Here is a 25,592-nt window from a genome sequence, read left to right on the forward strand (position 1 = left end):
GAGGGCGGCGAGGAAGCGGGTGGTGAGGTTTTGCAGGCGGGTCCAGATCAGATTGACCATCGGGACGGGGACGTAACCGGCCGGGCCGTGTTCGGCCACTGTGTCGCACAGCGCGTTCATCATGACGATGAAGCAGCGGATGACGAACGGGGGATTGGTTGGGGTTGCTGACACGCGAGGATCATACGCCGGAGGGGTGGGGGGTGAGAAAGCAGAAATTTCCGGCGCAACCCGGCCTTCGCCCCACAACAGCAACACCCCGCCCCGCCGAAATGCAAAAAAACGGCCCGTCGGGGGCAATCGCGTGATTTTCCGCTTGTTCAACAACGCGTTTGATGGCTTCGATGCTAGCGCATGAAGATGTCCGATCGAACCCGGGATCGAAATTTGTGAAGAGCGACGTCGATCGCTGGTTGATCGCCGCCGTGCTGGGACTGGCGGCACTCGCCGTGCTGTTCTGGCCACAACCAAACGGCAAACGCGATTGGCACACCGGATTGCGCCACCCCGCCCTGTGGGTGCTGCTGTCGCTCGCCGCCAGCTTCGCCGCGACCGCCTGGCTGCGCGGACGCGGTATCGTCGTGCTCGGCTTGCTCCCATTCCTTGGCACACTCTGGCCCCGACGCACCACCCCACCCAACCCACCACCCCAGCCGCCCCGCGCGGCACCACCGCCCAAAATAATGTCGCGCGCCGAAGCCCTCGATGTGTTCGGCCTCACCCCCAGCACGACACGCGAAGAAGTGCTTGAAGCCTACCGGCATATGCTGTGGTTCGCGAACCCCGATCACGGCGGCTCCGAATGGCTGATCGATAAATTGAACGAAGCCCGCGACGTCCTGCTCAAACGGTGACACCCCAGCATGAGATCCAGGGTTTTTGCGTGTGAGCCTTGGGTAAGGACGGCGGAGGGAGAGCCCCTGGCCTTGCTGACCCAAGGGCCACAAGCAAAGGCCCCAGGGTCGCCCGCGCGGGTTTTCAGGGCGTGCCGGGGTGTGGGATGTCTGCCAAAATGATACTTGACATATTCTTGTTTTATTATGAAGTTAAGTCAGTAAGCGTCGCGCCCATCTAGAAACGGGGACGCGGGAAACAAGAGAAAATGAGCGTATCGAGGGAATATGACCAAGCCAAACCGCCGCGACATGTTCAGGTTGGGTGCTGCTGCTGGGGCGGCGCTGATTGCGGCTTCGGGCCGTGGGGCGCGTGCGGTGCCGCCGCTTGGCGCGCCGCCGGCCGATGATGCCTGGTCGAATTCATTGGGTCATGGGGTTGATAGCAAGCCGTATGGCTCGCCCTCGCGGTTCGAGAAGAATGTGGTGCGGCGGTATGTGCCGTGGCTCTCGCCGACGCGGGATGCCGATGCGAGCATGACGCCGTTGCAGGATCAGCCGGGGATCATCACGTCGAACGGGGTGTTTTTCGAGCGGTATCATGCGGGGGTGCCGCAGGTTGATCCGAAGGCGTTCCGGCTGATGATCAGCGGGCGGGTCAAGAAGCCGCTGTTGCTGACGCTGGATCAGTTGATGCGGTATCCTTCGGTGTCGCGGATCCATTTCATCGAGTGTCCGGCGAACGGGGCGACCGAGTGGCCGGCGGCGCAGTTGAATTCGTTGCAGTTGACGCATGGGATGATCGGCTGTGCGGAGTGGACCGGCGTGTTGCTGTCGACGTTGCTTGACGAGGCCGGGTTGTATCCGGACAGCCGGTGGGTGACCGCGACGGGTTCGGATGGCGCGCATATGAACCGCAGCCTGCCGATGATGAAATGCCTCGATGATTGCATGATTGCGTGGGGGCAGAACGGCGAGGCGGTGCGGCCGGAGCAGGGGTATCCGGCGCGGTTGGTGGTGCCGGGCTGGCAGGGCAATGTGAACGTGAAGTGGCTGCGCGAAATTCAGGTCGGGCGCGAGCCGTGGATTACCCGTGAGGAGACCAGCGAGTACAGCGAGTTGCTGGGCGATGGGACATCGCTCGGGTTCACCTGGGTGATGGACGCGAAATCGGTGATTACGTTTCCGTGCCCGGAGAAACCGTTGACGCAGGGGCCGGGATTTTACGAGATCAGGGGGCTCGCGTGGAGCGGCCGCGGCAAGGTGAAATACGTGGATATTTCGCTGGATGGCGGGGTGAATTTCCAGCGCGCTAGGCTTGATAACCCGATTCTCGACAAATGCATGACGCGGTTCACGCTGCCGTGGTGGTGGGATGGCAAGCCAGCGCTGATCCAGTCACGCGTGACGGATGAGACGGGGTATGTGCAGCCGACGATTGTGAACAATGTTCAGCTCTCGTAAGGGTTTTGCGGCTCTGGTGGGTTTTGCGATGCTGGGCGCGCAGGCCGGTGCGGCGCAGACGCCGCCGCCGGGTTCGCCGCATGACGGCAATGCGGCGAAGAATTATGCCGGAATCGTATCGAAAAAGAATTTGCAGATCTGGCGGGCTGAGGGTGACGGCGACGGCACGCTCGCGCACGACAAGCCGGCGACCAAGCCTGGTTATTATGGCATTGGTGCGGTGCCGAGCGCTGCCCAGATTGCGGGCTGGACGATTGCGGTGCCGCCGAGCGGCGCCAATCTGCCGGCGGGATCGGGCACGGCGGCGGCGGGGGCGACGATTTATGCCAGCCATTGTGCGATGTGCCATGGCGGGTTTGGCGAAGGAGCGCATAATTATCCGGCGCTGGTCGGTGGGGTGGGCTCGTTGGGCGGATCGAGTCCGCAGAAGACGGTGGGCAGTTACTGGCCCTATGCGACGACGGTCTGGGATTACATCAACCGGGCGATGCCGTTCTATGCGCCGCATACGCTGAAGCCGGATGAGGTCTATGCGTTGACCTCCTATATTTTGAACATGAACGGTGTGACGAAGAGCAATTGGGTTGCCGATGCGAAATCGGTGCCGTTGGTCAAGATGCCGAACCGCAATGCGTTCAACTGGAAAGATCCACGCCCGGTGACGCATAACATTGCTTGCATGAAGAATTGCGTCAGTCCATCTTCGATCAAGATTACGTCGAATGCGGTGACGATGAACCTGACCCCGCGGATGACCGGGCCGGTGGATCATATGAAGGCTGGGCAATGAAGGGAGAGATCATGAAGGCGATTGCGGCGATGCTTGCGGTATGTTTTCTGCCCTGTGCCGCGCTGGCGGCGACACCGGCTGAGATTGCGGCCGGGCAAAAGATTGCTGAGACGACGACGCTGGGGAATTGCGATGCCTGCCATATGTTTCAGGGCGCGGATGAGGCCGGCAATATCGGGCCGGTGCTGAAGGATGTGAAGGCGATGGTGCCGGACCGCAAGCTGTTTTACGCGATCATCTATGATGAAGAGGCGCGGAATCCACAGACCATCATGCCGGCGTTCGGCAAGAACCAGATACTGACACCAAAGCAGATCAATGAAGTCATCGACTTCATGTACACAAAGTAAGCGAGGACATATGACCGAGATCGAAGGATTGACACTGAGCGCGCCGAGCCGGCGAACGGTATTGGCTGCGGTGGCGGCGGGAACGGCGGCGGGGCTGATGCGCCCGGCGTTGTCGTTCGCGGCGGCGGCGGCGGCGCCGCGTGCGTCGTCTTATCCGGCCAAGGCGTTCATCCAGCATTCGCAGGATGCGACGTTGCAGGCGATGTTCGGCACATCGAGCGTGACCGCATCGGCCGATGTGAAGATGGATGCGCCGGATATTGCGGAGAACGGTGCGGTGGTGCCGGTTTCGTTCGATGCGAATGCGCCGAAGGTGACGGCGGCGGCGATTCTGGCGCTCGATAATCCGTTCGTGATGGCGTGCGCCTATAAGATTCCGGAGGGCACGAGCCCCGCGATTGCCAGCCGGATCAAACTTGGCAAGACGACCAAGGTTGTTTCGGTAGTGCAGTCGGGCGGCAAGCTCATAAGCGCGTCCAAGCAGGTTAAAGTCACGCTTGGCGGCTGCGGTTAAGGAGAGGTTTCATGGCACATCAAATTCTGGTTCATGCGATGTCATCGGGCGGGAGCACTACCGTCGAGGCGTTGATCAAGCATCCGATGGATAGCGGTTTCGTCAAGGACAAGGCGGGGAAAATCATTCCGGCGCATTATATCGAGGTGATCGAGTTTACCCATAAGGGTAAGATCGTGCTGACCGGATATTGGGGGCCGGCGGTTTCGAAGAATCCGTTCATCAAGTTCTCGTTCAAGGGCGGCAAGTCGGGCGATCCGATCGGCATTTCCTGGGTGGACAACAAGGGTGAAACCGCGGCGACGTCATCGAACATCATGTAGCGGGCTGGGCGTATTCTGTCGGGGAGGGTGGAACGAATGAAGTTGGCGTTGATCGTACTGGCGTCGCTGTTGGCGGCGCCTTTGGCGCAGGCGGCGAGCCAGCCTGACCCGGCGGCGGATTTGCAGAGTTTTCAGCGGTATTTTCTGAAGCGGTTTCCCAAGGTGCCGCTGGCTGCCTATGTCAACGGGCCGTATAATTTCAGCAAATCCGAGCGGGATCAGTGGAAGCAGATCATCGAGTTTCCGCCCTACGCGTTTGCGGTGGCGGATGGCAAGACACTGTTCGATACGAAATTCGCGAACGGCAAGACCTATGCTTCGTGTTTTCCGAACGGCGGCATCGGGATTGCGCAGACTTATCCGATGTTCGATGCGAAGACCGGCCGCGTGGTGCCGCTCGGGGTTGCGATAAACCGGTGCCGGGTTGCCAATGGGGCGGCGAAGCTGAGCCTGACGACCGGCAAGCTTGCGGATATCGAGGCGTATATGACATCGACCTCGGATGGTAAGCCGATCGATGTGGTTGTTCCGCATGATCCGCGGGCGCTGGCGGCGTATCAGGCGGGCAAGGAATATTTCTATTCGCGGCGCGGGCAGTTGAATTTTTCCTGTGCGAGTTGCCACGTGCAGGCGGCGGGGATGCATTTGCGCGGTGACGTGCTGGCGCCGGCGCTGGGGCTGACGGCGTCGTTTCCGCTGTATCGGTCATCGTGGGGCGATGTGGGGACGCTGGTGCGCCGGTTCATCGGGTGTAACAAGAAAGTCAAGGCGGAGCCTGAGGCGGCGGATAGTACGGCGTATCGGGATCTCGCGTATTTCATGACCTATATGAATAATGGCTTGCCGATTGCAGGACCGGGGGCGCGGCCATGAGGGGTTTTCGTTGCGGAGTCGTGCTGGTTGGATTGCTGGTTCCGGCGGCGGCCGGTGCGGCGGTTGGGAGCAAAACTAGTGCGGCGGCGGCGATAGCTGCGGCGCAGGCGGAGATGAAGCTGGCCGCATCGATGCAGGATCAGTGGATCGCCACGGTGGCAGCGATGAAAGATGCGAGGCTGGCGCTGAAACAGGGCGATTTTGCCGCGGCGGAGACGGCGGCGGTGCATGCGAAGGCGCTGGCTTCGCTTTCGGTTGAACAGGCGAAAGCGCAGCGGACATTATGGGTGAACGAGGCCGTGCATTGATCGGCTCGCGTGGCGTGACTGTGATGGGCGGACCGGTGGGGATTTCATGATGCGGACGACGCGACGGGCCGTGATGATGGCGGCGGCGAGCACGGCGCTGCTGCCGCGGGTCTCGTTTTCGGCGGCGGATGAGTACGATGTGCCGATGCAGGGCGATGTGCGGATCATTCACCAAACCGATACGCATGCGAACGCGCGGCCGGTGCAGTTTCGTGAGCCGAATCAGAACATCGGGGTTGGTGGGGCGATCGGCCAGCCGCCGCATCTGGTGGGCAGGAATTTCCTGGAAATGTACCATATGCAGTCGGGCACCAGGGACGCGCATGCGTTCACGTTTCTGGAGTTCGAACAACTCGCGCATCGGTTTGGCAGGCTCGGCGGATTTGCCGAGATGAAGACGGTGATCGACACGCTGCGCGCCGGGGCGGGTGCGGGCAAGTCTATGCTGCTGGATGGCGGGGATTTATGCCAGGGCACGGGCGTTGCCAATCTGACCGGCGGGCTGAGCATGGTTGAGCTGGGCAATCTGCTCGGCATCGATGCGATGACCGGGCACTGGGAATTCACCTACGGCCAGGACGGGCTTGGCAAGATCATCGAGGCGCTGCACGGCACGTTCATTGCGCAGAACGTGTTTTTATCGGCCGAGGCGGGGATGATGGGGGCCGCGGCGTTTGATCAGAGCACCGGCCAGGTGTTTCCACCCTATGTGATCAAGGAATTGGGGGCGTATCGGGTTGGCGTGATCGGGCAGGCGTTTCCGTATGTGCCGATTGCGCATCCGCGCCGGTTCGTGCCGGATTGGCGGTTCGGGATTCATGCTGACAATTTGCAGAAGATGATCGACGCATTGCGTCAGACGCATAAGGTCGATGCGGTGCTGCTGCTGTCGCACAATGGCATGGCGGTGGATTTGAAACTGGCCTCGGAGGTGACGGGGCTGGATATTATTCTGGGTGGTCATACCCATGATGCGGTGCCGGCGCCGGTGCTGGTGAAGAATGCCGGCGGCACCACGATTGTGACCAATGCCGGGACGGCCGGCAAGTTCATTGCCGTGCTCGATCTGGAACTTGGCAAAGGCAGGCTCAAGGATCTGCATTATCGGTTGTTGCCGATCTATACCGATCGGATCAAGCCGGATGCCACGGTGCGGGAAGCGATCGAGGCGGCGGATGCGCCGCACCGGGCGATGCTGGGCGAGACACTCGCGACGACCGAGGTATTGTTATATAGGCGCAATAATTTCTATGGCTCGGTTGATCAGGTGATCATGGATGCGCTGCGCGAGGAGATGGATGCGCAGATTGCGTTTTCGCCAGGATTTCGCTGGGGTAATTCGTTCCTGAGCGGCACTGCGTTGACGATGGGCGATTTGCTGACGGAGACCGCCATCACGTATCCGATGGCGTATGTGGCGATGATGACGGGGGCGGATATCAAGGCGATGATGGAGGATGTCTGCGATAATCTGTTCAATCCGAACCCGTATTACCAGCAGGGCGGCGACATGATCCGCGTTGGTGGGATGAATTATGCCTGCGCGCCGGCCAAGTTGATCGGGCATCGGATCAGCGAGATGGTGCTCGACAACGGCGAGACGGTCGAGGCGGGCAAGACCTATAAGATTGTGAGTTGGGCTTCGGTTTCGTTGCCACAGACCGGCAAGCCGGTGTGGGAGGTGGTGGCCGCCAATCTGAAACGTAAGAAGACCGTGCGGCTCATTAAACCCAACCAGGTCAAGCTGATCGGGGTTGCGGGGAATCCTGGTTACGCCGTCTGATTGCCCAGTTGATCCTCAGGGTGACGCTGCCAGGGTGCGCAGCGGGATCGCCTGCATGACGCCGCTGTTGGTGCCGATGAAATAGGTGCCGCCGATCGCCACACCGTTCTGCGGGCCGTAGCCGCCCTGTTTTTGGTTGTAGGTGTGCAGGATTTTGCCGGTGCTGCGTGCGAGGGTGAAGATGGTGCCGTTGCCGGTCGGCTGGATCACGTCGTTGCCGACGATGGTGGGGGCGGCTTTCATGCCGATTTTGAGGGGTTGGGTCCAGCGGATGGCGCCGGTTGCGGCATCAATCGCGTATTCATCATGCGTCACCGGGCTGCCGGTGTAGATGATGCCGCCGGCGATGGCGGGGACCGCGTCCTTGTTGCGCGGCGGGGTTTTGCCGGTGCCGAGGATGCGGCTCCAGAGGATTTTGCCGGAGGCGAGGTCGATCGCGAGTTCTTCGGAGCTCGATGTCGTGGTCTGGCCCGGCGTGCGGATTTCGATCTGGCCGATCGTCGCGTTGCCGGCGACCGCCCAGGTGCCGTCGCCGCCGCTGCTGGAGAAGATATGGTCGGGGTGGATGGTCCAGAGACGTTTGCCGGTGGCGGCATCGAGCGCGTAGATATTGCTCGGGTGCGTGCCGCCCATGATGAGGATGTTCCGCCGCGGATCGAAGGTGGCGGAGGACATGCTGACGAAGGATTTGATCGGGGTGCGCCATTTCAGAGCGCCGGTTGCGGCATCGAGCGCGTAGACATGGCCATCGCCGTTGCCGAACATTAGCGTGCCGTTGGCGAAGGCGGCACTCGGCATATCCTCGCCCTTGGTCGTGTAGGACCAGACCAGCGCGCCGGTGGCGGCATCGACCGCATCGACCGCCGAGACATCGGTGCCGCGCGTGACGGCGGCCCCTTTGACGGCGAATTTGCCGGCGTGGCTGAAGGCGAACACGGAATTGCCGGCACCCACGAACACCAGCTGGCGGCTGCCGACCGTGGCAACGACGGGTGTGGTCATGAGCTGGTTATAGGCGTTGAACGACCAGAGCAGGCGGCCGGTGCGGGCATCGAGCTTGTAGAGAAACCCGTTGTCGTTGGGTGCGTAGACCGCGCCATCGACCAGGGCGACGCCGATCGGGAAACCGACCAGATCGCGGATGATGGTGGGGTTTTTGACCGATTTGCGGGCGGTGGCGGCACCTGGCACTTCGAAATGCCAGGCGACGGCGGGGAAGGATGATTTCAGCGCGGCGTTGTGACCAGGTTGCATGGCATACATCGGCCATGACGAGGGTGTGCCGGCGGCGTGGGCGGTTGCGGTCAGGGCCGCGAGCGCTGCCATGATGGCGGTGGTTTTGGTTGTGCGTGTCATGGTCGGTCTTCCTGGTGGCGCCGCGTTGGGGTCGCGATCGGATTATTTGGCGTATTGATAGCCGGCGAGCTGGAATTGCGGGATGGTGCCGACCACGCCCGGGGTGAGCACGGCGCCGGGGACGAGGTGGTTGGTGAATTCGGCGGCCATTGCAGGGTGGGAGAGTTTGTCCGGGTTGATCGATTTTGTGAGCACGCCCATGGTGAGTTCCCAAACCTCGTTATGGCAGGCGCAGAAAACCGCGCCGCGCTGCTGGAGCACGGCAATGCTGTTATCGAGCGGGGAGAACACGCCGGTCGGGTCGTTGTAGTCGGCGGCGTTGGCTTTGGCGGCCTTGGGCAGTTCGATCCAGGTGTTCGATTTGTATTTGCCGCCGGTGAAGGCGCTCAGATATTTGTCCCAGATGTAGTCGTCGTACAGGGCGAGATGCGCGGTGCCGTGGGTTGCCGAAACCGCGATGAAATCGGGGTGTTTCCAGGACCAGATCTGCGCGTTCATGGCGTTGCGCATCAGGTTCAGCCAGGGGCTGGCGAGATCGGTGTTGTCCCACACCTGTTTTGGGCCGCCGCTGTAGGCGAACAGCAAATGGAGGGCTTCGCTGTCATATTGGTCGGTGTTGGTCAGGATCATTGGCACGGATTTGAAGTCGCGCCGGCGCGGTGCCTTGGCGAGGGCTGCGGTGAACGCCTTGAGTTTGGTGGCGTGCGGCGGCACGAGGCTGGCGCCCATGCTGTTCGCGGCTTCGGCGGTGCCGATCGGTGCGAGGGCGGCGCCGATGGCGGCGATGCCGATGCCGGCGGCCGGCATGGCGAGCGTGGCGCGGCGGGTGAGGGGGCGCTGCGGATCGTGGGCGGTAGGGTCGGTCATGGTTGGTCCTCCTGGTGATGGCGTTATGGTGCGGCGCCCAGCATGTGGCCGTTCACTGGTTTGCCGTACATTGAGTATTTGTTGTTGTGGTATTTGCTCCGGGTGGCCGCGACCGAATTGGTGAAGCGCGGGTCCTGCGGGCGGTTCTGGCTGTCGATATAGGTTGCGACATCCCAGGACTGCTGGACGCTGAGCGTGCCGACCGCGCCATAGGGCATGTTGGCGTGGACGAAGGCGGCGGCGTTTTTGATGCTGCCCATACCGGCGCCCCAGTTGAAGGATTTGTCGCCCCAGAGTGCGGGAAACACGGTCTGGCCGCGTGCGTACTGGCCCTGACCGTCCGCACCGTGGCAGAGCGCGCAGTTTGATGCGTAGACCGCCGCACCGGTGGCGTAGGTCGCCGGTTTGGGCGGTGGGGCGAGTTTGGGATAGCCGCGCCCGGCGAGTGGCGTACCGGTGGGGGCGCCGCTCGTCAGCCAGTAGGCATAGGCTTCGAGGGCGACGATGGTCGGGCTGCCGAGCGCGGGCACTTTGCCGTTTTCGCTGTAGGCGAAGCAGCCTTGCAGCCGCATGCCGAAGCTGTTGACCTTGCCGTTTTTCGAGCGGTAGGCGGGGTAGGCGTTGTAGGCGGCCCACATCGGCGCGGAACCGGCGAGGCGGCCGGCATCGAGGTGGCAGTTGCTGCAGTTCAGCGCGTTGCCGATGACGCCTTTTTCGAAGATCGTGGTGTGGCGGAAGATGTTTTCGCCCCGTTTGACGGCATCGCCGAATTTGCCGCCGGGCATGGCGCTGGCCGGCGGTGGGGTGAAGGCGAGCGGGCCGGGCGGCGGGGCGGCGTGCGAGGTCGAGGCGAGAAGAGTCAGGGCGAGCAGGGGGGCTGCGAGGGTTTGGCGCATCATTTTGCTCCCTTGGCGGCGCCGGGTTTGGGCAGGGCGGTCGGGTTGGCGGCGAGGGCCGCGTAGTAGGCGGCGACCGCTTCGATTTGCGTGTTGCTGAGTTTGCCGGCGACGTTGCGCATCAGATGCAGCGGATCGTTCTTGCGGCTGTGTTTCTGCCAGTCGGTGAGTTGCGCGGCGAGGTATTGTTTCGGCTGGCCGGCGAGGCGGGGGAATTGGGCGCCGACGCCGATGCCGTACGGGCCGTGGCAGGATGCGCAGGACGGCAGGCCGGTGAGCTGGTGGTTCCATGCGCCGTTGAGGGCGAGGGTGGCACCGGGGCCGGTGGGCAGGGGGTTGGGTTCGGGTACGGGCGGCACTTTCAGGGCGGAGTAATATTGCCCGATCGCTGTGCGTTGCGCGCTGGTCAGGCTGGTGGCGATGCCGGTCATGATGGCATTGATGCGGCTGCCGTGTTTGAAGCTGTAGAGCTGTTGCTCGATATAGGGCGCGGGCAGGCCAGCGAGGGCGGGGAAGCCGGCGGTGGCGTTGCCGAGGCCGTTGGCACCATGGCAGGCGGCGCAGCTTGCGACCTGCGGTGGTGGTGCCGCCGCTGCGATGCAGGGGCCGGCGAGGATGATCGTTGCGAGGATGCGGCGCGGTAGTCGGGCCATTGTGTGGACTCCACCTGAAACGATGTGCGGGATCATAGAACGCTGGATTGTGAGGAATACGGTGGTTTGGGCGATTGAACTGATCGGTTTTCGAGATTGGTTAGGAAGAGTCTTCTTTTTTGTGAACAAAAAAGAAGCAAAAAAAACTTTGTTAATTTGGGCCCGTGCCGGTGAAAACGTCCGTGCCCCCAGAGTCGGAAAGTTTTTTTGCGTCTTTTTTCCAAAAAAGAAGCGCTTGCTTGTCTTCTCTTTTGAAACTCCGCAATCAAGCCGCGTCCGCAAAGCTGGTTTTGTAGTTCACCGCGATGGCGTGATCCTTCATGGCGGCCTGGAGGGCACGGACGAAATAGCCGACGCCGAACAAGGCATCGAGTGCGGTGCGGAATTCGATTTCGGCGCCGGCGCGTTTGTTGATGCGGCGGAGGTGATCGGCCGCGAGATAGGCGATTTTCTGGGGTGCGCCGGGGCATTCGATCGACATGGGCGGTTGGGTGAAGATCATGCGGCCGCCTTCGAAATTGCGGATGCATTGCCAGGTGTAGGCGGCCAGATCACCGCGGTAGTTGCTGCACACGCCGTTGCGGCCGAGGGTTTCGGTCAATCCCTCGATCTTGCCCCAGTCGAGTTGCAGGCCGGGGCAGGCGATGATCGGCTGCCAGGAATGCTGTTGGGGGAAGCTGTTGGGGGAAGCTGGCGGGGCGGTTGGGCCATCCGGGTTTGATGGGGTGGCGGGCATGGCGTCGTCCTTCCGTTTTGCCGTTTGGAAACCGGGGGCGCGGCTTCGATCTATTTATTTGCAAATTATCACTTCAATGTCTAGCTTAATTACGTAAGTTAGGTCATTGGATGCCGGCGGATCGGGCGGAGCAGAGGCGATCGCGATCGGGGGGATATGATGGAACAATTGATCCTGGCGATTTTGTCGGGCGGCGCGGTGGGGTTTACGCTTGGATTGATCGGCGGCGGTGGCTCGATTCTGGCGACACCGCTGATGCTGTATGTGGTGGGGCTGGCGCCGCATCGGGCGATCGGGACCGGTGCGCTGGCGGTTTCGGTCAATGCGTTTGCGAATTTTGCCGGCCATGCGCGCAAGCGGAACGTGCGGTGGCGCAGCGCGATCATTTTTGCGATCCTCGGGATTGTGGGTGCGCTGGCGGGATCGACGCTGGGCAAGCAGTTCGATGGCAAGAAACTTTTGTTTCTGTTCGCGATTCTGATGATTGCGGTGGGGATTCTGATGTTGCGGCGGCGGGCACCGGCGGGCGGCAGCGGTGCTGAAGCGGTGGATGAGGGGTCGCTCGATCTGCGCACGAGTTTGCAGGTGTGCGTTGCGGCGCTGATCGTGGGTGCGCTGTCGGGGTTTTTCGGGATCGGCGGCGGGTTTCTGATCGTGCCGGGGCTGCTGTTTTCGACCGGGATGCCGATGATTTTTGCGATCGGGTCGTCGCTGCTGTCGGTCGGGACGTTCGGGCTGACCACGGCGGTCAATTACGCCGCATCCGGGCTGGTGTCATGGGTGGTGGCGGCGGAATTCATTGCCGGCGGGGTGGCTGGCGGGTTGATCGGGACGCGGGTTGCGATGACGCTGGCGCCGCGCCGTGCGGCGCTGAACCGGGTGTTTGCTGGGCTGGTGTTCGTTGTGGCGATTTATATGCTGTATCGGAATGCGGCTTCGTTTGGGGTGCAGTTTTAGGAAGGGCTTCTTTTTTGTAAAAAAGAAGCAAAAAACTTTCTGACTCTGGGGCACGGCCGTTTTCACCGTCACGGGCCCAAATTAACAAAGTTTTTTTTGCTTCTTTTTTGTTCACAAAAAAGAAGATTCTGCCCTTCCCTTAAATTGAGCTCACCTGCTTGCGACCAACGACGGCGAGGCGTAAAGTCAGGTGCGATCGGATTTGTGGGAGTCTCGCAAGATGCAGAACACGATCGGAAGTCTGAGGCGTGCGCCGGTGAATGTGGTGGCGGGCGGGGTGCCGGAGTTATGTGCGCAGTGCGACGCCAGGCATATCGGGTTGTGCGATGCGCTGCACGACGATGATCTGCATTTTCTGGCGAGCGTGGCGCGGCAGGTGAGCATCGAGAAGGGCCGCGGTTTCGTCACCGAGGGCGATCCGGCGCGGCAGTTTTTTAACATCAATCATGGCACGGCCAAGCTGTTCAAGGATCTGCCGGATGGCAGGCGCCAGATTACCGGGTTTGTCGGTGCGGGTGATTTCATCGGGCTGGCGGCCAATGCGACCTATATGTTCAGCGCCGAGGCGTTGGAGCCGGTGCAATTGTGCAGTTTCGACCGGGCCGAATTGCGCGCGGTGTTCGCCCGGTTTCCCGCGATCGAGCGGCGGTTGCTCGATGTCGCTTCGCACGAGTTGATCATCGCGCAGGAGCAGATGCTGCTGCTCGGCCGCAAGACCGCGGTGGAGCGGGTGGCGAGTTTTCTCGATGGCTGGGGGATGCGCGTGGCATCGTGCCAGGGTGGCGCGACGCGGCTCGATCTGCCGATGACGCGCAATGATCTGGCGGAATATCTGGGCCTGACGGTGGAGACGATTTCGCGCGCGCTCGCGACGCTGCGCAAGCAGGGGGTCGTGGCGGTCGGCGCGGATCATGTGATTTCGATTCTGAATCCGGCGCGGTTGGCAGCGATCGGCCAGGCCGACGATTGAGGCGGCGCGCGGGCGGCGCGTGACTTGATCTGGATCAAGGTGGCGCGGGGTCGTTTGTCCTATGGTGCGGAACACCAGTGGGATGTTCAGTGATGCGCGATGGAGCGAGGCCGGGGGTCGGGATTTTGTTGGGTGGGCCGATTATTTTGCGGCTGCGCCTGGGCTAGCGCCGGTCGGGGGGCGGGATGGCGCGTGAGATCGATCGACGGCTGGTGGCGGCCGGGCGGGGTGCGCGGCGCGGGCTGACGGCGGCGATTGCGCTGGGGTTTGCCGCCGGGATTGCGGTGATCGTGCAGGCGTTCGTGCTGGCGCGGATTGTTTCGGCGCTGGTGTTCCGGCATGTCGCGCTGGGGGCGGTGCGGGATGATCTGGTGGCGTTGGGCGTGCTGTTTGTCGTGCGGGCGGGGTTGAGTTTCGGGGCGGAGGTGGCGGCGCATCGGGCGGCGGCTTCGGTGAAATTGTCGTTGCGGCGGCTGCTGCTCGATCATTTGTTCGCGCTCGGGCCGCACTATGCCGCGGGGGAGCGCAGCGCGGATCTGGCGGCGACGGCGCTGGAGGGGATCGAGGCGCTGGAGCCGTATCTGGCGCGGTATCTGCCGCAGATGGCGCTGGTCGCGATGGTGCCGCTGGCGGTGCTGGCCGTGGTGCTGCGGTTCGATTGGATCAGCGCGCTGATCCTGGTGGTGAGCGGGCCGATCATTCCGCTGTTCATGGTGTTCATCGGCTATCGGGCGGAGGCGATCAACCAGCGCCAATGGCGGCAGTTGCTGGTGATGAGTGCCCATTTTCTGGATGCGGTGCAGGGGATCACCACGCTCAAGCTGTTCGGGCGGGCGCGCGATGAGATTGCGCTGATCGGGCGGATTGCCGATGACTATCGGCGGGTGACGATGGCGGGGTTGCGGGTTGCGTTTCTGACCTCGGCGGCGCTGGAGTTTTTTGCGTCACTCTCGATCGCGCTGGTGGCGGTGCTGTTCGGGGCGCGGTTGATCCATGGCGATATCGCGTTTTTTCCGGCGTTTTTCGTGCTGCTGCTGGTGCCGGAATTTTTTCTGCCGTTGCGCGGGCTGGCGACGCATTACCATGCGCGGATGAACGCGCTGGCGGCGGCGCGGCGGCTGTTCGACGTGCTCGATACTGTGCCGATGGTGCGCTGGGGCACTGCGGCGGTGCCGGCGGGGGCGATCGCGATCGGGTGCGCGGGGCTGGTGGTGGACTATGGCCTGGGGGCGCCGGTGCTGCGCGGGATCGATTGCGTATTTCCAGCCGGGTCGTTGACCGCGATCGTTGGGCGGTCGGGTGCGGGGAAATCGAGCCTGGCGGCGGCGCTGCTGGGGTTTGTGGCACCGGCTTCGGGGGGCGTGGTGGTGAACGGCGCGCCGCTCGATACGCTCGACCGCGCGGCGTGGTGGCGGTGCCTGGCCTATGTGCCGCAGGCGCCGCGGCTGTTCGCGGGGAGTATTGCGGATAATCTGCGCCTGGCGCGGCCGGATGCCGCGGCGCCGGCGATGCTGGCGGCCTTGGCGCGGGCGGGGTTGCGCGATGTGGTGATGGCGCTGCCGGGCGGGCTCGATGCGATGATCGGCGATGGCGGGGCGGGATTGTCGGGCGGGCAGGTGCAGCGGCTGGCGCTGGCGCGGGCGTTTTTAAAGGATGCGCCGGTGCTGATTCTCGATGAGGCGACGGCGCATCTCGACCTGGAAACCGAGGCGGAGCTGACCGCGGCGATCGGCGATTTGGTGCGCGGGCGGACCGCGATCGTCATTGCGCATCGGCTGGCGACGGTGCGGCACGCGGACCGGATTTTGGTGCTCGATGCGGGGCGGATTGTGGAATCGGGCACCCATGCGGCGTTGCTGGCGCGGGGCGGGGTGTATGCGGCGCTGATCGGGTCCGGTTCGGTTGATGCGGCGGCGTCATGCGCGATCTGATCCGGTTGCTGCGGCTGTATGCGCCGTATCGGCGCTGGATTGCCGGGGGCATTGCGCTCGGGCTGGTGACGGTGCTGGCGAATTTCGGGTTGCTTGCGCTGTCCGGCTGGTTTTTAGCCAGTGCCGGCGTGGTCGGGCTCGCGGGGATTGCGGCGCAGAACAGTTTCAATTTTTTCACGCCGGCCGCGGGGGTGCGGTTTTTCGCGACCGTGCGGGTGGTGGCGCGCTATGCCGGGCGGTTGGTCGATCATGAGGCGACGTTCCGGTTGCTGGCCGGGCTGCGCACGGATTTGTACGCGCGGCTGGAGCCGCTGGCGCCGCTGGGTCTCGCGGCGGATCGGGGGGGTGATCTGCTCGGGCGGTTGGTCGCGGATGTCGACCGGTTGGGCGATTTTTTTCTGCGTGTGGTCGCACCGTTCAGTGTCGCGGCGATCGGGTCGGTCATGATGGCGCTGGTGTTTGGCGCCTTCGTGCCGCTGGGCGGGGTGGTGCTGCTGGCCGGGCTGGCGGTGGCGGGGGTGGCGCTGCCGGTGATCAGTATTCGGCTGGGGCGCCGGCCGAGCGGCGAGGCGGTGGCGTTGCAGAGCGCGATGCGGGCCGATCTGGTCGATAGCGTGCAGGGCATGGCGGAATTGCTGACCTATAATGCGGCCCCGGCGATGCAGGCGCGGGTGGAGGGCGCCAGCGCGGCGCTGGCGGCGCGGCAGGGGCGGCTCGCGACGATTGCGGGCATCGGGACCGGCGGGAATTTGTTGATCGCGAATGTGACGATGGCGGCGATGCTGGTGATCGGCGGGCGGTTGGTGGTGGCGGGGCGGTTGGCGGGGCCGGATCTGGCGCTGCTGGTGCTGGGCGCGCTGGCGGCGTTCGAGGCGGTGGCGCCGCTGGCGGGGGCGTTTCAGGCGCTGGGCGGGATGCGGGATTCGGCGCGGCGCGTGTTCGAGATCATGGATCGGCCGGTGCCGGTGCGTGATCCGGCGTGCAGCCCGGCACGGCCGGCGACGCTGGGGTTGGTGCTGGCGGGGGTTCGGCTGCGCTATCCGGGCCAGGCGGGTTGGGCGCTCGATGGGCTTGATCTGGCGATCGCGCCGGGCGAGCGGGTGACGGTGCTGGGGCGCAGCGGGGCGGGCAAGACGTCGCTGGTGAATGTGCTGCTGCGGTTTGCCGCGTATCAGGAAGGCAGCGTGACGCTGGGCGGGGTCGCGCTGCGGGATATTCGCGGCGATGATGTGCGCTCGCTGTTCACGCTGGTCTCGCAGCAGACCCAGATGTTTGCGGGGTCGGTGCGGGATAATCTGTTGATCGCCGATCCGGCCGCGGATGATGCGGCGCTGTGGCACGCGCTGGAGATTGCGCAACTGGCTGATTTCGTGCGCGCCCAGCCGGATGGGCTGGAGACGCTGGTGGGCGAGGCCGGGGTGCGGATTTCCGGTGGTGAGGCGCGGCGGTTGACGCTGGCGCGGGCGGCGCTGCGCGATACGCCGATTCTAATTCTCGATGAGCCGACCGAGGGGCTCGATCCGCTGACCGAGGCGGCGGTGCGCGCGGCGATTGCGGCGATCGGCATCGGGCGGATGGTGATCACGATTACCCATCGGCTCGCCGGCATTGCCGAGGATGATCGGGTGGTGGTGCTGGCGGCGGGACGGGTGGCCGAGGATGGGCGGTTCGGCGCGCTGAAGCGGGCGGGCGGTGCGGTGACGCGGCTGGCCGCGTTGCATGACAGGCTTGCGCGGCTCTGAGCGATCGGCTGGCTTGATCTGGATCAAGGCGGTGTTGCCGCGGCCCTGTTAGGAGCAGTGCAGCGTTCGTGGAACGCCCGGCATGGATTTCACCATGTCGCTGCGTCTGCCGGGGATTTCTGCCGATGATCGATCCGACCGTAGTCAATCTGTCGCGTCTGCAATTTGCGCTGACGGCGCTTTATCATTTTCAGTTCGTACCGTTGACGTTGGGGCTGAGCTTCATTCTCGCCGCGATGGAGACGGTCTACGTGATTACCGGCAAGCAGATCTACAAGGACATGACGCTGTTCTGGGGCAAGCTGTTCGGCATCAATTTTGCGATCGGCGTGGCGACCGGGCTGACCATGGAATTCGAGTTCGGCACCAACTGGTCGATGTATTCGCATTTCGTGGGCGATGTGTTCGGCACGCCGCTGGCGATCGAAGGGCTGATGGCGTTTTTCATGGAATCGACCTTCGTCGGGCTGATGTTTTTTGGCTGGGACCGGTTGAGCAAGCCGGCGCATCTGGCGGTGACCTATATTGTTGCTCTCGCCTCGAATTTATCGGCGCTGTGGATCCTGATCGCCAACGGGTTCATGCAGGACCCGGCCGGCGCGCGGTTCGACCCCACGACGATGCGGATGCAGTTCAAGAGCTTCAGCGCGCTGGTGTTCAGCCCGGATGCGCAGGCGAAATTCGTGCATACCTCGATCGCCGGTTACGTGAGCGGGGCGATGTTCGTGATGGGGATCAGCGCGTATTATTTGTTGCGCAAGCAGCATCGGGAATTTGCCGCGCGCAGCTTTCGGATCGCCGCATTGTTCGGGCTGATTTCGACGCTCGCGGTGGTGACGCTCGGCGATGCGCTGGGGCGGATGGATGACCTGGTGCAGCCGACCAAGCTGGCCGCGATGGAGGGATTGTGGCACAGTGCGAAGGGGCCGGCAGCGCCGTGGAAACTGTTCGCCCTGCCAGATGATGCAAAGCAGCGCGATGCGTTTTCGATCGGGATTCCCTATGTGCTGACGCCGCTGGTGGCGCATGAGTGGAATACCACGATCCCTGGGATTTATGCGCTCGAACGCGCGGCCAAGGCCAAGACGGTGAGTGGCATCAAGGCGATCATCGCGCTCAAATCGTTCGGGGCTTCGCACGATCCGGCGGCGCTGGCGGCGTTTCGCAAGCATGAGAACGACATGGGCTACGGGTTTCTGGCGCAGCGCTATGCGCCGGATCAGAATTTGTCGGCGATCACGCCGGCGCTGCTGCCGGCGGTGCTGGCGAAGACCGCGCGGGCGAGTATTCCCAACGTGTTTGTCGAATTCTGGTCGTTTCGCATCATGGTGGGGCTTGGTGTCGCGTTTATCGTGGTGTTCGCGTTCGGTGCTTATTACAGCCTGAAGAACGAGCTGGAAAAACACCCGCTGGTGATGAAGGCGGCGATGCTCGCGATCCCGCTGCCGATCCTGGCCTGCGAGTTCGGCTGGGTGACCGCAGAGAACGGCCGCCAGCCATGGACCGTATATGGCTGGTTGCCGACGTTTCAATCGGCCTCGTCACACGGCATCGGGTACATGATTTTTTCGCTGGTCGGGTTCGTGCTGCTCTACAGCCTGTTTATCGCCGCAGAGCTTTACCTGATGTTCAAATACGCCCGCCTTGGGCCGGGTGAGCACGCCGTGCAGCCCAAGCCGCTGCCGGTGCCGGCGCGGCCGGTGTTCGGCCAACCCGGTTACGCCAACAAGCCGTGGCAATAAGGAACGCTGGCAATGGAACTCTATATCGCTTTGAAAATCATCTGGGCGTTGCTGCTTGGCGTGCTGCTGTCCGGCCTTGCCATCATGGTGGGAATGGACATGGGGGTGGGGACGCTGCTCCGGTTTGTCGGCAAGACCGATGCGGAGCGGCGCACTTCGCTCGCCATCATCGGGCCGCACTGGGATGGTAATCAGGTCTGGTTCATCCTGGGCGGCGGGGCGATTTTCGCGGCGTTTCCGACGCTGTATGCCACCTCGTTCTCGACCTTCTACGTCGTGATGATCCTGCTGCTGTTTGCCATGATTTTGCGCCCCGTCGCGTTCGAGTATCGCTCGAAAGTCGATGCGCGGCATTGGCGGGCGAGTTGGGATTGGGCGTTTCTGGTCTCGGGTGCGCTGCCGATGATCATTTTCGGCGCCGCGTTCGGCAATGTGCTGCAAGGCGTCGGGTTTCATTTCAGCTGGGATGGCCAGTATTATCAGGATGAAAGCTTCATCTGGTATCTGCTCAATCCGTTCGCGCTGCTGTGCGGCGTGATGTCGCTCGCACTCGCCGTCTATCAGGGTGGCGCGATGCTGATGATCCGCGGCATGGGCGATCTTGCAGCACGCGCCAGGCGCTTTGCGGTCGCGGGCGGATTGCTGGCGCTGGTGCTGTTCGTGATCGGCGGCGTGTGGATCGAGTTCATCAAAGGGTTCGTGTTCACCCAGAGTGTTAATCCCGGCATGCCGGCAACGCCGCTCGGCGGGCCGGCGGTCGCGATGCGGGCCGGCGCATGGCTCGATAATTTCCACGCGCACCCGCTGCTGTGGCTGCTGCCGGCGCTTGGCGCGTGCGGCATGCTCGGCGGCTCGCTCGCCCTGCTGGCACGCAAGCCGGTGCTCGGCTGGTGGCTCGGCGCACTGGCCTGGATCGGCACGATCGCGACCGTGGGCGGTGCCATGTTTCCGTTCCTGATGCCGTCATCGACAACGCCGGCCGAAAGCCTGACGGTGTGGAACGCCTCAGGCAGCGCCTATAACCTTGGCTGGATGCTGGGATTCGCCGTCGTGTTCGTGCCCATTATCGTCAGCTACACGGGCTGGGCATTCCGGGTGATGAAAGGCAAGGTCAACCCGGCCACCGTCGTCGCCGATGACCACTCCTATTGAAAGAGACAGACACCATGAAAGATCTCGTCAAATTCGGCGCACTCGCCATCATCGTGGTGACCGCCCTGTTGCTCGCGGTGGTCGCCGGTGACTACGGCCCCTGGTACTTCGCCTGGCTGGTCGGCACCACCATGATCGTGCTCATCGCCGTCAGCAGCGCCGTGCTGTTCGAAACCCAGGAGGCCGACAGCCTCGCCCCACACAAGGAAACCGTACGATGATCGGCGGTCTCGAAGGTCTCATCCTGTTCATCCCTCTCGCCTACCTCGGATTCTACCTGATCGCCTGGCGCTACACCAAGAAACGCTTCCCATGATTGGGTGATCGGCTAACGGCGCGTGGGGGTGGGTGTCACTGTAGGGAGTAAGATCAGGGGGCTTTGCCCCCCGAACCCCCCACTAAGGGCGGAGCCCTTAGAACCCGCTAGTTTTAGGCAAGGGGAGGGCGCTGCCTCGGTGGTTCCGTCGATCTGGCCTGTGTCGCCCTCCCCTGGGGCAGAGCCCCTGGCCTTCATTACCCTCAGTGACCCCGCCCCCCCAACGCGCCGTTAGCCGATCGTGTAATCCTGGGTGATTGTGGCGGTGCGGTTCAGGGTGATTGTGGTGAGGTCGAGGGTTGGGGTTTGGGGCAGGGCGAGGCTGATGTGGGTGCAGTGTGTGGTTTGGGCGATGGCGCATAATTGTTTGACGAGTGCGGTGATCAGGTGATCGGGGTGGAGAATATCGACGGCGACGACGGGGCGGGCGCATAGGGTTTTGGTGTTGTCGAGTTCGGTGCGCGTGTTGAAACAGGCCAATCCGGCGGGGTGATGGCGGTTATGCCAGCGGGCGGCGAGGATGCCGCGGCCGGGTGATTTCGAGGCGATGGCGCGTCGCGCGTATTGCCGCCATGCGGGGAGTTGAACTTTTGGCATGGCCAGTCTGATGATCGGGAAGCTTGGGTCGATGTCGGCCTGGTGCATCGGGGTGATGAGCACGGCGTGTTGGTGGCCCGGGTCGGCGGCTGTCAGATGCTGTGGCATGGGTGCCCAGCATATTTGCAGGCCGCACCGCTGGATTTGCGGTGCGGCGCACTCTGACCTTTGGTTGGGTCGGGCCTGATCAAAACGAGCCGAATGCGACGCCGCTGGTCGAGTCGACGAAGATCATCTGATCGTTGACGTGGGTGACGCCGCTGGTGTTTTCGGCGATGACGATGAGGGCGCGCCGTTCGGCATCGCTGAAGACGGGGCCTGACAGGGTGACGGCGCCGTGGTCGGCGACGACCCTGACCATGTCTTTCGGCGCCCAGTTGGAGCGGCTGATGGCGGTGCGGATCAGGGTGGTGATGGCGTCATCGGAGATGGTGGTCTCGCCGTCGGCGGCGAGGCGGTCGAGCAGGGCGGCGAGGACGTTGCGGCGGGTCAGCAGGCCGACCAGTCTGGTGCCGCGCAGGACCGGGAGTTGTTTGATGCGGGAGGATTGCATGCGCTCGACCGCATCGATCAGCGGGGTGTCGAGATCGACGCTGACGAGTGTTTCGGTCATCACTTCGCTGACGTGACGGCCGCGGGTCTTGATGAATTGGTTGGCGGCGGTTTCGGGCGTGAGGAAGCCGCGCCACCAGCCGATTGCGGGCGCGGTGCCCAGTTCCGGCCGGCGCAGCAGATCGCCATCGGTGATGATGCCGAGCAGATGATCATCGGCGTCGGTGACCAGCAGGGCGGCGAGATGTTGGCTCAGCAAGAGTTGTCCGGCCTCCGCCAGGCCGGTTTCGGGCCTGACGGTGGTGGGGTTGGTTGTCATGATGTCGCGGACGTTCATGGGTTCCTCCTCGAAACTGCGAGCTTCAGCCTAGGCTGGTTTCGAGGGGGCTGCCTTGATCTTGATCAATGCCGTGATTGTGGTGATGGGAAGGAGCGGGTGGTTCAGAACTGCACGCCGCGGGTTAGCGCGCCATCGACCACCAGGTTGGTGCCGGTGATGAAGCTGGCGGCCGGGCTGGCGAGGAACACGACGGCGCGCGCCATTTCCTCGGGCTTGCCCATGCGGCCGGTCGGGTTCAGCGCGAGGGCCTGGCGGTAGAGTTCGGGGTTGCCGTGTTCGATTTTTTCCCAGACGCCACCAGGGAAATAGGTGTTGCCGGGCGAGAGCGCGTTGACCCTGATGCCCTTGGGCGCAAGCTGGAACGACAGGCCCTTGGCGTAGTGGATCAGCGCCGCCTTGAACACGCCGTAGGGCCCGGCTGCGAAATCGACCTCGCGGCCGGACACCGAGGAGATGACGACGATGGCGGCGGCGCCGGAGGCTTCGAGCGCGGGCATCGCGGCATCGACGGCGTGGACCGTGCCCATCATGTCGGTTTCGAATTCGGCGCGCCAGGACGCTTCGTCCTGGCCGATGGCGAGGGCGGAGACGTTGGAGACCACGATATCGAGCCCGCCGAATTCCGTGGTGACGTCGCGCACCCAGGCGGTCAGCGCCGGGCCATCGGCGACATCGACCGCGCGGCCGGTTGCGCGCACGCCAAGCGCGCTGAGGGCCGCGACGGTTTCGGCAACTTCGCCCGCGTTGCGGGCACAGATGGCGACATCGGTGCCTTCGGCGGCGAACTGTTCGGCGACGGCGCGGCCGATGCCTTTGGTGCCGCCGGTGATCAATGCGCGTTTGCCGCTCAATCCGAGATCCATGTCATTTGCCTTCCGGGGCGAGATATTTTTTCGAGATGCCGGCGCCGACCGTGTAGTTGGGGTCGACGAAATTGCCGAGCCGCACGCGGCCGCACTGGCTCAGCATCATGTAGGCGTCCCACCGGTCGAACCCGTATTCGGCTTCCATCCAGAGCACCAGATCGCGATAGGCGATGCGCGTCGCGTCCTCGAGCGGGCGGGCGCTGCCGATCGTCATGATGAAATCCTGCCGCTCCAGGCGCGGCCAGTCGAGCGCCCAGGATTTGATCAGATCGACGCGGATGGTAGTTTCGGACGCGTATTCGACCGCGGTGCCGCACACTTCGCCATCGCCCTGGCAGGCATGGGCGTCGCCGATGAACAGGCGGCCGCCCGGCGCGCGGACCGGCAGATAGGTGATTGTTGCCGCCGTGCGGGCCGGGGGTGAGGGAGTTGATGCTGTCGATTTCGGGCGAGGTGCTCAGCGTGCCGATGTGCGGCGCGTAGGGCAGCACGACGCGGGCACTCCAGCGGACTTCCTTTTCATCGACGTGGATTTTGCGGGTGATTTCCGGCAGCGGCGGTTGCAGCGAGGCGGTGAGGCCAGTGCCGGTGAGCGCGCCGAAATACGGGATCATGCAGCAGGTGCCGCGCGGGTTTTCGCCGCGCGGGCGCATGCGTTCGATGTGAACGGCGATGGTATCACCGGGTTCGGCGCCTTCGATCATGATCGGGCCGTTCTGCGGATTGACGAAGGGCATGCGCAGACGTTTGCTCGGTTTGTCGCGCTCGGTGCGGATCGCGCCCTCGAACGCATCGCGCGTTTCGATCAGGATGCGGTCACCGGGGGCGACCGTCAGCACCGGTTCGGAATAGGGGCCGATCGTGTAGTGAAACCGGCCTTGCGCCGCCTCGGTCAGGTGGTGCAGCCGCGGTTTGCGCGCCCAGCCGACGCCACGGGTTGCGACGATCGAACCGGCCAGCCATCGTTCCGCCATGAGCGTGATTCCCCCTTGTGGTTGCGGCATGTGAGAGTTTATCGGCGGTGAGGGGCTGTCAAGCTAGGGAGATAGCGAGGGTAGGGCTTCTTTTTTGTAAAAAAGAAGCAAAAAACTTTTTGACCCTGGGGTTATTGGGTGTTGGGGGTGGCATGGGGTTATTACGCGGGGATGCCTTGGTAGCGGAACTCCGTCATCATGCCGGTCATCATGTGATACAGATTATGGCAGTGGAACGCCCAGCGGCCGGGGTTGATGGCATCGAAGGCGATGCGGACGCTGCCCATCATCGGCGTGACCAGCACGGTATCGCGCACCGCGCCGTTGATCGGCCGGCCGTTGATGGCGATGACCTGGAATGAATGGCCGTGCAGATGCATCGGGTGCGCCATCATCGAGTGGTTGACCAGATCGAGTTGGACGCGCTGGCCCGGTTTCAGCATCAGGGGCGTGATGTTGGGCCAGAAGGCGCCGTTGAGCGACCAGCGGTAGGGTTTCATCGCGCCGGACATCACGATCCGGTGGACCAAATCCGGCTTGCGCGGGTGCAGCGGATTGCGGGCGACCAGGCGGGATTCGAATGCATTGTCGATCGGCTGCACGTGGTCGAGCCCGGTGTTGGTGTATTTCGGAATCGCGGCCCCCGGCGTTGCCAGCACGATGCCGGTGCGGCGGCGCGAGTCTTCGAGCCGTGCCAGTATGGGAAACGCGCCGGCGGCGGGCAGATCGACCAGAATGTCCAGCCGCTGGGCGATGGCGATCGGGAATCGCGATCCGCCGATCGGGAGCACCGCATGGCCATCGACCGCGACGACCGTGCCGTGCAGCGCGCCGAGGTCGATCCAGAACTGGCTCGATGACGCGCCGTTGATGACCCGCAGGCGGACGCGGCCGCCGCGGTTGACCGGGATGATGGCGGGATCGGCCAGGGTACGGTCGTTGGCGAGGAAGGCGTCGTAGCGGATATCGTTCGAATCCATCGACATGCCGCTCGTGCCGCCGGACTGTATGCCGCTCATGCCGCTCATGCCGCTCATCGACATCGGTGACGCGGGCTGGGCCTCACTGGCGCGGCTCATCGCGTGGGCCGCGGCTTGCGTCTGGCCGGTCAGGCCGGCGAGCAATTCGTCCGGCGTCTTGAAGCTGAAATCGTGCAGCATCAGCACGATCTCCTGGCGGTCTTCACGCAGGGTCGCGGCGTCGTGCACGATCAGCGGTGCGGTCATCAGGCGCTGTTCCTGCATGCCCTGGTGCGAGTGCATCCAATACGTGCCGGCAATGGGATTATAGTCATATGATTTGACCGAATGCGGGGTCAGGGGCGGGGTTTGCGGCCAGGGAAATCCATCCTGCGTCCAGGGCGGCAACTGGCCGTGCCAATGGATGATGGTGGGTTCGTCGAGCGCGTTGGTCAGGGCGACGTGGAACGCTTCGCCGGGAGCGAGGCTGAGGCCGCTCTGCCCGGCGGCGTTGCTGAGGCGAAAGACTTTGGCGGCGCGGCCGTCGACCTCGATGATCCGGCTGCCGGCGGTCAGGCGCTGCGGCGCCGATGCGGGTCGCGATACGGCGATCGCCGAGCCGTCGAGCAGCGGCAGCATCGCGATAGCGCCGCCGGCGGTGACCAGCGAACGGCGGGATAGAACGTGCGACATGGCGGCGTCTCCTGCGAGGGCGGGTGAAACAAATGCGCATGTAGCGCCTTCCTAT

General features: G+C 63.5%; 26 protein-coding genes and 1 pseudogene. 16 read left to right on the top strand and 11 right to left on the bottom strand.

Annotated features, from left to right (window positions below; translation table 11 throughout):
* Window positions 1–389: 389 nt before the first annotated feature.
* The 9 genes from B7X49_RS10615 to soxB all read left to right on the top strand — a co-directional run bounded on the left by B7X49_RS10615 (window position 390) and on the right by soxB (window position 7,238).
* On the top strand, window positions 390–854 hold the full coding sequence (locus tag B7X49_RS10615; protein ID WP_286704377.1) for a hypothetical protein: 465 nt from the start codon (window positions 390–392) through the stop codon (window positions 852–854).
* 267 nt (window positions 855–1,121) lie between these two features.
* Complete coding sequence (gene soxC, locus B7X49_RS10620; RefSeq protein ID WP_286839277.1) at window positions 1,122–2,297, top strand: sulfite dehydrogenase; 1,176 nt, start codon at window positions 1,122–1,124, stop codon at window positions 2,295–2,297.
* Complete coding sequence (locus B7X49_RS10625; protein WP_286704379.1) at window positions 2,281–3,087, top strand: c-type cytochrome; 807 nt, start codon at window positions 2,281–2,283, stop codon at window positions 3,085–3,087. The genes soxC and B7X49_RS10625 overlap by 17 nt, the downstream gene beginning before the upstream one ends.
* An 11-nt stretch (window positions 3,088–3,098) precedes the next feature.
* Entirely contained in the window at window positions 3,099–3,437 is a 339-nt protein-coding gene (soxX, locus tag B7X49_RS10630; protein WP_286704380.1) for a sulfur oxidation c-type cytochrome SoxX, read from the top strand.
* Window positions 3,438–3,447: 10 nt separating this feature from the next.
* A complete protein-coding gene (soxY, locus tag B7X49_RS10635) occupies window positions 3,448–3,951 on the top strand; it encodes a thiosulfate oxidation carrier protein SoxY (RefSeq protein WP_286704381.1) in 504 nt (167 codons plus the stop codon).
* 11 nt (window positions 3,952–3,962) lie between these two features.
* Window positions 3,963–4,274 carry a thiosulfate oxidation carrier complex protein SoxZ gene (gene soxZ, locus B7X49_RS10640; RefSeq protein WP_029312682.1) on the top strand — a complete coding sequence of 104 codons (312 nt, stop codon included), beginning with the start codon at window positions 3,963–3,965 and terminating at the stop codon, window positions 4,272–4,274.
* Between the two features lie 36 nt (window positions 4,275–4,310).
* Window positions 4,311–5,147 carry a sulfur oxidation c-type cytochrome SoxA gene (gene soxA, locus B7X49_RS10645; RefSeq protein ID WP_286704382.1) on the top strand — a complete coding sequence of 279 codons (837 nt, stop codon included), beginning with the start codon at window positions 4,311–4,313 and terminating at the stop codon, window positions 5,145–5,147.
* A complete protein-coding gene (locus B7X49_RS10650) occupies window positions 5,144–5,455 on the top strand; it encodes a hypothetical protein (protein WP_286704383.1) in 312 nt (103 codons plus the stop codon). Before soxA ends, B7X49_RS10650 begins: the two co-directional genes overlap by 4 nt.
* Window positions 5,456–5,501: 46 nt before the next feature.
* Window positions 5,502–7,238, top strand: coding sequence for a thiosulfohydrolase SoxB (gene soxB / locus B7X49_RS10655; RefSeq protein ID WP_286839281.1), 1,737 nt, complete (start codon window positions 5,502–5,504; stop codon window positions 7,236–7,238).
* 15 nt (window positions 7,239–7,253) lie between these two features.
* Here soxB and B7X49_RS10660 read toward each other — a convergent pair whose 3' ends face one another.
* The 5 genes from B7X49_RS10660 to B7X49_RS10680 all read right to left on the bottom strand — a co-directional run bounded on the left by B7X49_RS10660 (window position 7,254) and on the right by B7X49_RS10680 (window position 11,746).
* Window positions 7,254–8,594 (bottom strand): PQQ-binding-like beta-propeller repeat protein, encoded by a 1,341-nt coding sequence (locus B7X49_RS10660; protein ID WP_286704385.1) that lies wholly within the window; start codon window positions 8,592–8,594, stop codon window positions 7,254–7,256.
* Between the two features lie 42 nt (window positions 8,595–8,636).
* On the bottom strand, window positions 8,637–9,461 hold the full coding sequence (locus B7X49_RS10665) for a transcriptional initiation protein Tat (protein WP_286704386.1): 825 nt from the start codon (window positions 9,459–9,461) through the stop codon (window positions 8,637–8,639).
* A gap of 23 nt (window positions 9,462–9,484) precedes the next feature.
* Entirely contained in the window at window positions 9,485–10,357 is an 873-nt protein-coding gene (locus B7X49_RS10670) for a c-type cytochrome (protein ID WP_286704387.1), read from the bottom strand.
* The gene (locus B7X49_RS10675; protein ID WP_286704388.1) at window positions 10,357–11,010 is read right to left on the bottom strand and encodes a c-type cytochrome; all 654 of its coding nucleotides are present in this window, start codon (window positions 11,008–11,010) and stop codon (window positions 10,357–10,359) included. The genes B7X49_RS10670 and B7X49_RS10675 overlap by 1 nt, the downstream gene beginning before the upstream one ends.
* Before the next feature lie 265 nt (window positions 11,011–11,275).
* Window positions 11,276–11,746: a hypothetical protein gene (locus B7X49_RS10680; RefSeq protein WP_286704389.1), complete on the bottom strand. Its 471-nt coding sequence runs from the start codon at window positions 11,744–11,746 to the stop codon at window positions 11,276–11,278.
* Between the two features lie 159 nt (window positions 11,747–11,905).
* Here B7X49_RS10680 and B7X49_RS10685 point away from each other — a divergent pair, with 159 nt between their 5' ends.
* The 7 genes from B7X49_RS10685 to B7X49_RS10715 all read left to right on the top strand — a co-directional run bounded on the left by B7X49_RS10685 (window position 11,906) and on the right by B7X49_RS10715 (window position 20,461).
* The gene (locus B7X49_RS10685) at window positions 11,906–12,703 is read left to right on the top strand and encodes a sulfite exporter TauE/SafE family protein (RefSeq protein WP_286704390.1); all 798 of its coding nucleotides are present in this window, start codon (window positions 11,906–11,908) and stop codon (window positions 12,701–12,703) included.
* Window positions 12,704–12,923: 220 nt separating this feature from the next.
* Window positions 12,924–13,673 (top strand): Crp/Fnr family transcriptional regulator, encoded by a 750-nt coding sequence (locus tag B7X49_RS10690; RefSeq protein ID WP_286704391.1) that lies wholly within the window; start codon window positions 12,924–12,926, stop codon window positions 13,671–13,673.
* A gap of 185 nt (window positions 13,674–13,858) precedes the next feature.
* Complete coding sequence (cydD, locus tag B7X49_RS10695; protein ID WP_286704392.1) at window positions 13,859–15,604, top strand: thiol reductant ABC exporter subunit CydD; 1,746 nt, start codon at window positions 13,859–13,861, stop codon at window positions 15,602–15,604.
* On the top strand, window positions 15,592–17,346 hold the full coding sequence (gene cydC / locus B7X49_RS10700) for a thiol reductant ABC exporter subunit CydC (RefSeq protein ID WP_286704393.1): 1,755 nt from the start codon (window positions 15,592–15,594) through the stop codon (window positions 17,344–17,346). The genes cydD and cydC overlap by 13 nt, the downstream gene beginning before the upstream one ends.
* Before the next feature lie 119 nt (window positions 17,347–17,465).
* Window positions 17,466–19,088, top strand: a complete 1,623-nt coding sequence (locus B7X49_RS10705; RefSeq protein ID WP_286704410.1) for a cytochrome ubiquinol oxidase subunit I — start codon at window positions 17,466–17,468, stop codon at window positions 19,086–19,088.
* A 12-nt stretch (window positions 19,089–19,100) separates the two neighbouring features.
* Window positions 19,101–20,240: a cytochrome d ubiquinol oxidase subunit II gene (gene cydB, locus B7X49_RS10710; RefSeq protein ID WP_286704394.1), complete on the top strand. Its 1,140-nt coding sequence runs from the start codon at window positions 19,101–19,103 to the stop codon at window positions 20,238–20,240.
* A 14-nt stretch (window positions 20,241–20,254) separates the two neighbouring features.
* A complete protein-coding gene (locus B7X49_RS10715; RefSeq protein ID WP_286704395.1) occupies window positions 20,255–20,461 on the top strand; it encodes a hypothetical protein in 207 nt (68 codons plus the stop codon).
* 326 nt (window positions 20,462–20,787) lie between these two features.
* Here the strand turns inward: B7X49_RS10715 and B7X49_RS10720 are convergent, their stop codons facing one another.
* The 6 genes and pseudogenes from B7X49_RS10720 to B7X49_RS10745 form a co-directional block, all read right to left on the bottom strand.
* Window positions 20,788–21,261 (bottom strand): hypothetical protein, encoded by a 474-nt coding sequence (locus tag B7X49_RS10720; protein WP_286704396.1) that lies wholly within the window; start codon window positions 21,259–21,261, stop codon window positions 20,788–20,790.
* Window positions 21,262–21,340: 79 nt separating this feature from the next.
* Complete coding sequence (locus tag B7X49_RS10725) at window positions 21,341–22,042, bottom strand: CBS domain-containing protein (RefSeq protein ID WP_286704397.1); 702 nt, start codon at window positions 22,040–22,042, stop codon at window positions 21,341–21,343.
* 104 nt (window positions 22,043–22,146) lie between these two features.
* Window positions 22,147–22,908: an SDR family NAD(P)-dependent oxidoreductase gene (locus B7X49_RS10730; RefSeq protein ID WP_286704398.1), complete on the bottom strand. Its 762-nt coding sequence runs from the start codon at window positions 22,906–22,908 to the stop codon at window positions 22,147–22,149.
* 1 nt (window position 22,909) lies between these two features.
* Complete coding sequence (locus B7X49_RS10735; RefSeq protein ID WP_353744425.1) at window positions 22,910–23,308, bottom strand: acetamidase/formamidase family protein; 399 nt, start codon at window positions 23,306–23,308, stop codon at window positions 22,910–22,912.
* Window positions 23,309–23,408: 100 nt separating this feature from the next.
* Window positions 23,409–23,915, bottom strand: a pseudogene (locus B7X49_RS10740) (acetamidase/formamidase family protein); the annotation flags it as partial.
* Window positions 23,916–24,046: 131 nt separating this feature from the next.
* Window positions 24,047–25,537: a multicopper oxidase family protein gene (locus B7X49_RS10745; protein WP_286704400.1), complete on the bottom strand. Its 1,491-nt coding sequence runs from the start codon at window positions 25,535–25,537 to the stop codon at window positions 24,047–24,049.
* Window positions 25,538–25,592 lie beyond the last annotated feature (55 nt).

The sequence above is a fragment of the Acidiphilium sp. 34-64-41 genome (genome assembly GCF_002282635.1).
Lineage (GTDB): Bacteria > Pseudomonadota > Alphaproteobacteria > Acetobacterales > Acetobacteraceae > Acidiphilium > Acidiphilium rubrum.

Coding starts and splice junctions, on each gene's coding strand:
- soxC (WP_286839277.1), top strand. CDS start 1,122: ATGACCAAGCCAAACCGCCGCGACATGTTCAGGTTGGGTGCTGCTGCT.
- B7X49_RS10625 (WP_286704379.1), top strand. CDS start 2,281: ATGTTCAGCTCTCGTAAGGGTTTTGCGGCTCTGGTGGGTTTTGCGATG.
- soxX (WP_286704380.1), top strand. CDS start 3,099: ATGAAGGCGATTGCGGCGATGCTTGCGGTATGTTTTCTGCCCTGTGCC.
- soxY (WP_286704381.1), top strand. CDS start 3,448: ATGACCGAGATCGAAGGATTGACACTGAGCGCGCCGAGCCGGCGAACG.
- soxZ (WP_029312682.1), top strand. CDS start 3,963: ATGGCACATCAAATTCTGGTTCATGCGATGTCATCGGGCGGGAGCACT.
- soxA (WP_286704382.1), top strand. CDS start 4,311: ATGAAGTTGGCGTTGATCGTACTGGCGTCGCTGTTGGCGGCGCCTTTG.
- B7X49_RS10650 (WP_286704383.1), top strand. CDS start 5,144: ATGAGGGGTTTTCGTTGCGGAGTCGTGCTGGTTGGATTGCTGGTTCCG.
- soxB (WP_286839281.1), top strand. CDS start 5,502: ATGATGCGGACGACGCGACGGGCCGTGATGATGGCGGCGGCGAGCACG.
- B7X49_RS10660 (WP_286704385.1), bottom strand. CDS start 8,594: ATGACACGCACAACCAAAACCACCGCCATCATGGCAGCGCTCGCGGCC.
- B7X49_RS10665 (WP_286704386.1), bottom strand. CDS start 9,461: ATGACCGACCCTACCGCCCACGATCCGCAGCGCCCCCTCACCCGCCGC.
- B7X49_RS10670 (WP_286704387.1), bottom strand. CDS start 10,357: ATGCGCCAAACCCTCGCAGCCCCCCTGCTCGCCCTGACTCTTCTCGCC.
- B7X49_RS10675 (WP_286704388.1), bottom strand. CDS start 11,010: ATGGCCCGACTACCGCGCCGCATCCTCGCAACGATCATCCTCGCCGGC.
- B7X49_RS10680 (WP_286704389.1), bottom strand. CDS start 11,746: ATGCCCGCCACCCCATCAAACCCGGATGGCCCAACCGCCCCGCCAGCT.
- B7X49_RS10685 (WP_286704390.1), top strand. CDS start 11,906: ATGGAACAATTGATCCTGGCGATTTTGTCGGGCGGCGCGGTGGGGTTT.
- B7X49_RS10690 (WP_286704391.1), top strand. CDS start 12,924: ATGCAGAACACGATCGGAAGTCTGAGGCGTGCGCCGGTGAATGTGGTG.
- cydD (WP_286704392.1), top strand. CDS start 13,859: ATGGCGCGTGAGATCGATCGACGGCTGGTGGCGGCCGGGCGGGGTGCG.
- cydC (WP_286704393.1), top strand. CDS start 15,592: ATGCGCGATCTGATCCGGTTGCTGCGGCTGTATGCGCCGTATCGGCGC.
- cydB (WP_286704394.1), top strand. CDS start 19,101: ATGGAACTCTATATCGCTTTGAAAATCATCTGGGCGTTGCTGCTTGGC.
- B7X49_RS10715 (WP_286704395.1), top strand. CDS start 20,255: ATGAAAGATCTCGTCAAATTCGGCGCACTCGCCATCATCGTGGTGACC.
- B7X49_RS10720 (WP_286704396.1), bottom strand. CDS start 21,261: ATGCCACAGCATCTGACAGCCGCCGACCCGGGCCACCAACACGCCGTG.
- B7X49_RS10725 (WP_286704397.1), bottom strand. CDS start 22,042: ATGAACGTCCGCGACATCATGACAACCAACCCCACCACCGTCAGGCCC.
- B7X49_RS10730 (WP_286704398.1), bottom strand. CDS start 22,908: ATGGATCTCGGATTGAGCGGCAAACGCGCATTGATCACCGGCGGCACC.
- B7X49_RS10745 (WP_286704400.1), bottom strand. CDS start 25,537: ATGTCGCACGTTCTATCCCGCCGTTCGCTGGTCACCGCCGGCGGCGCT.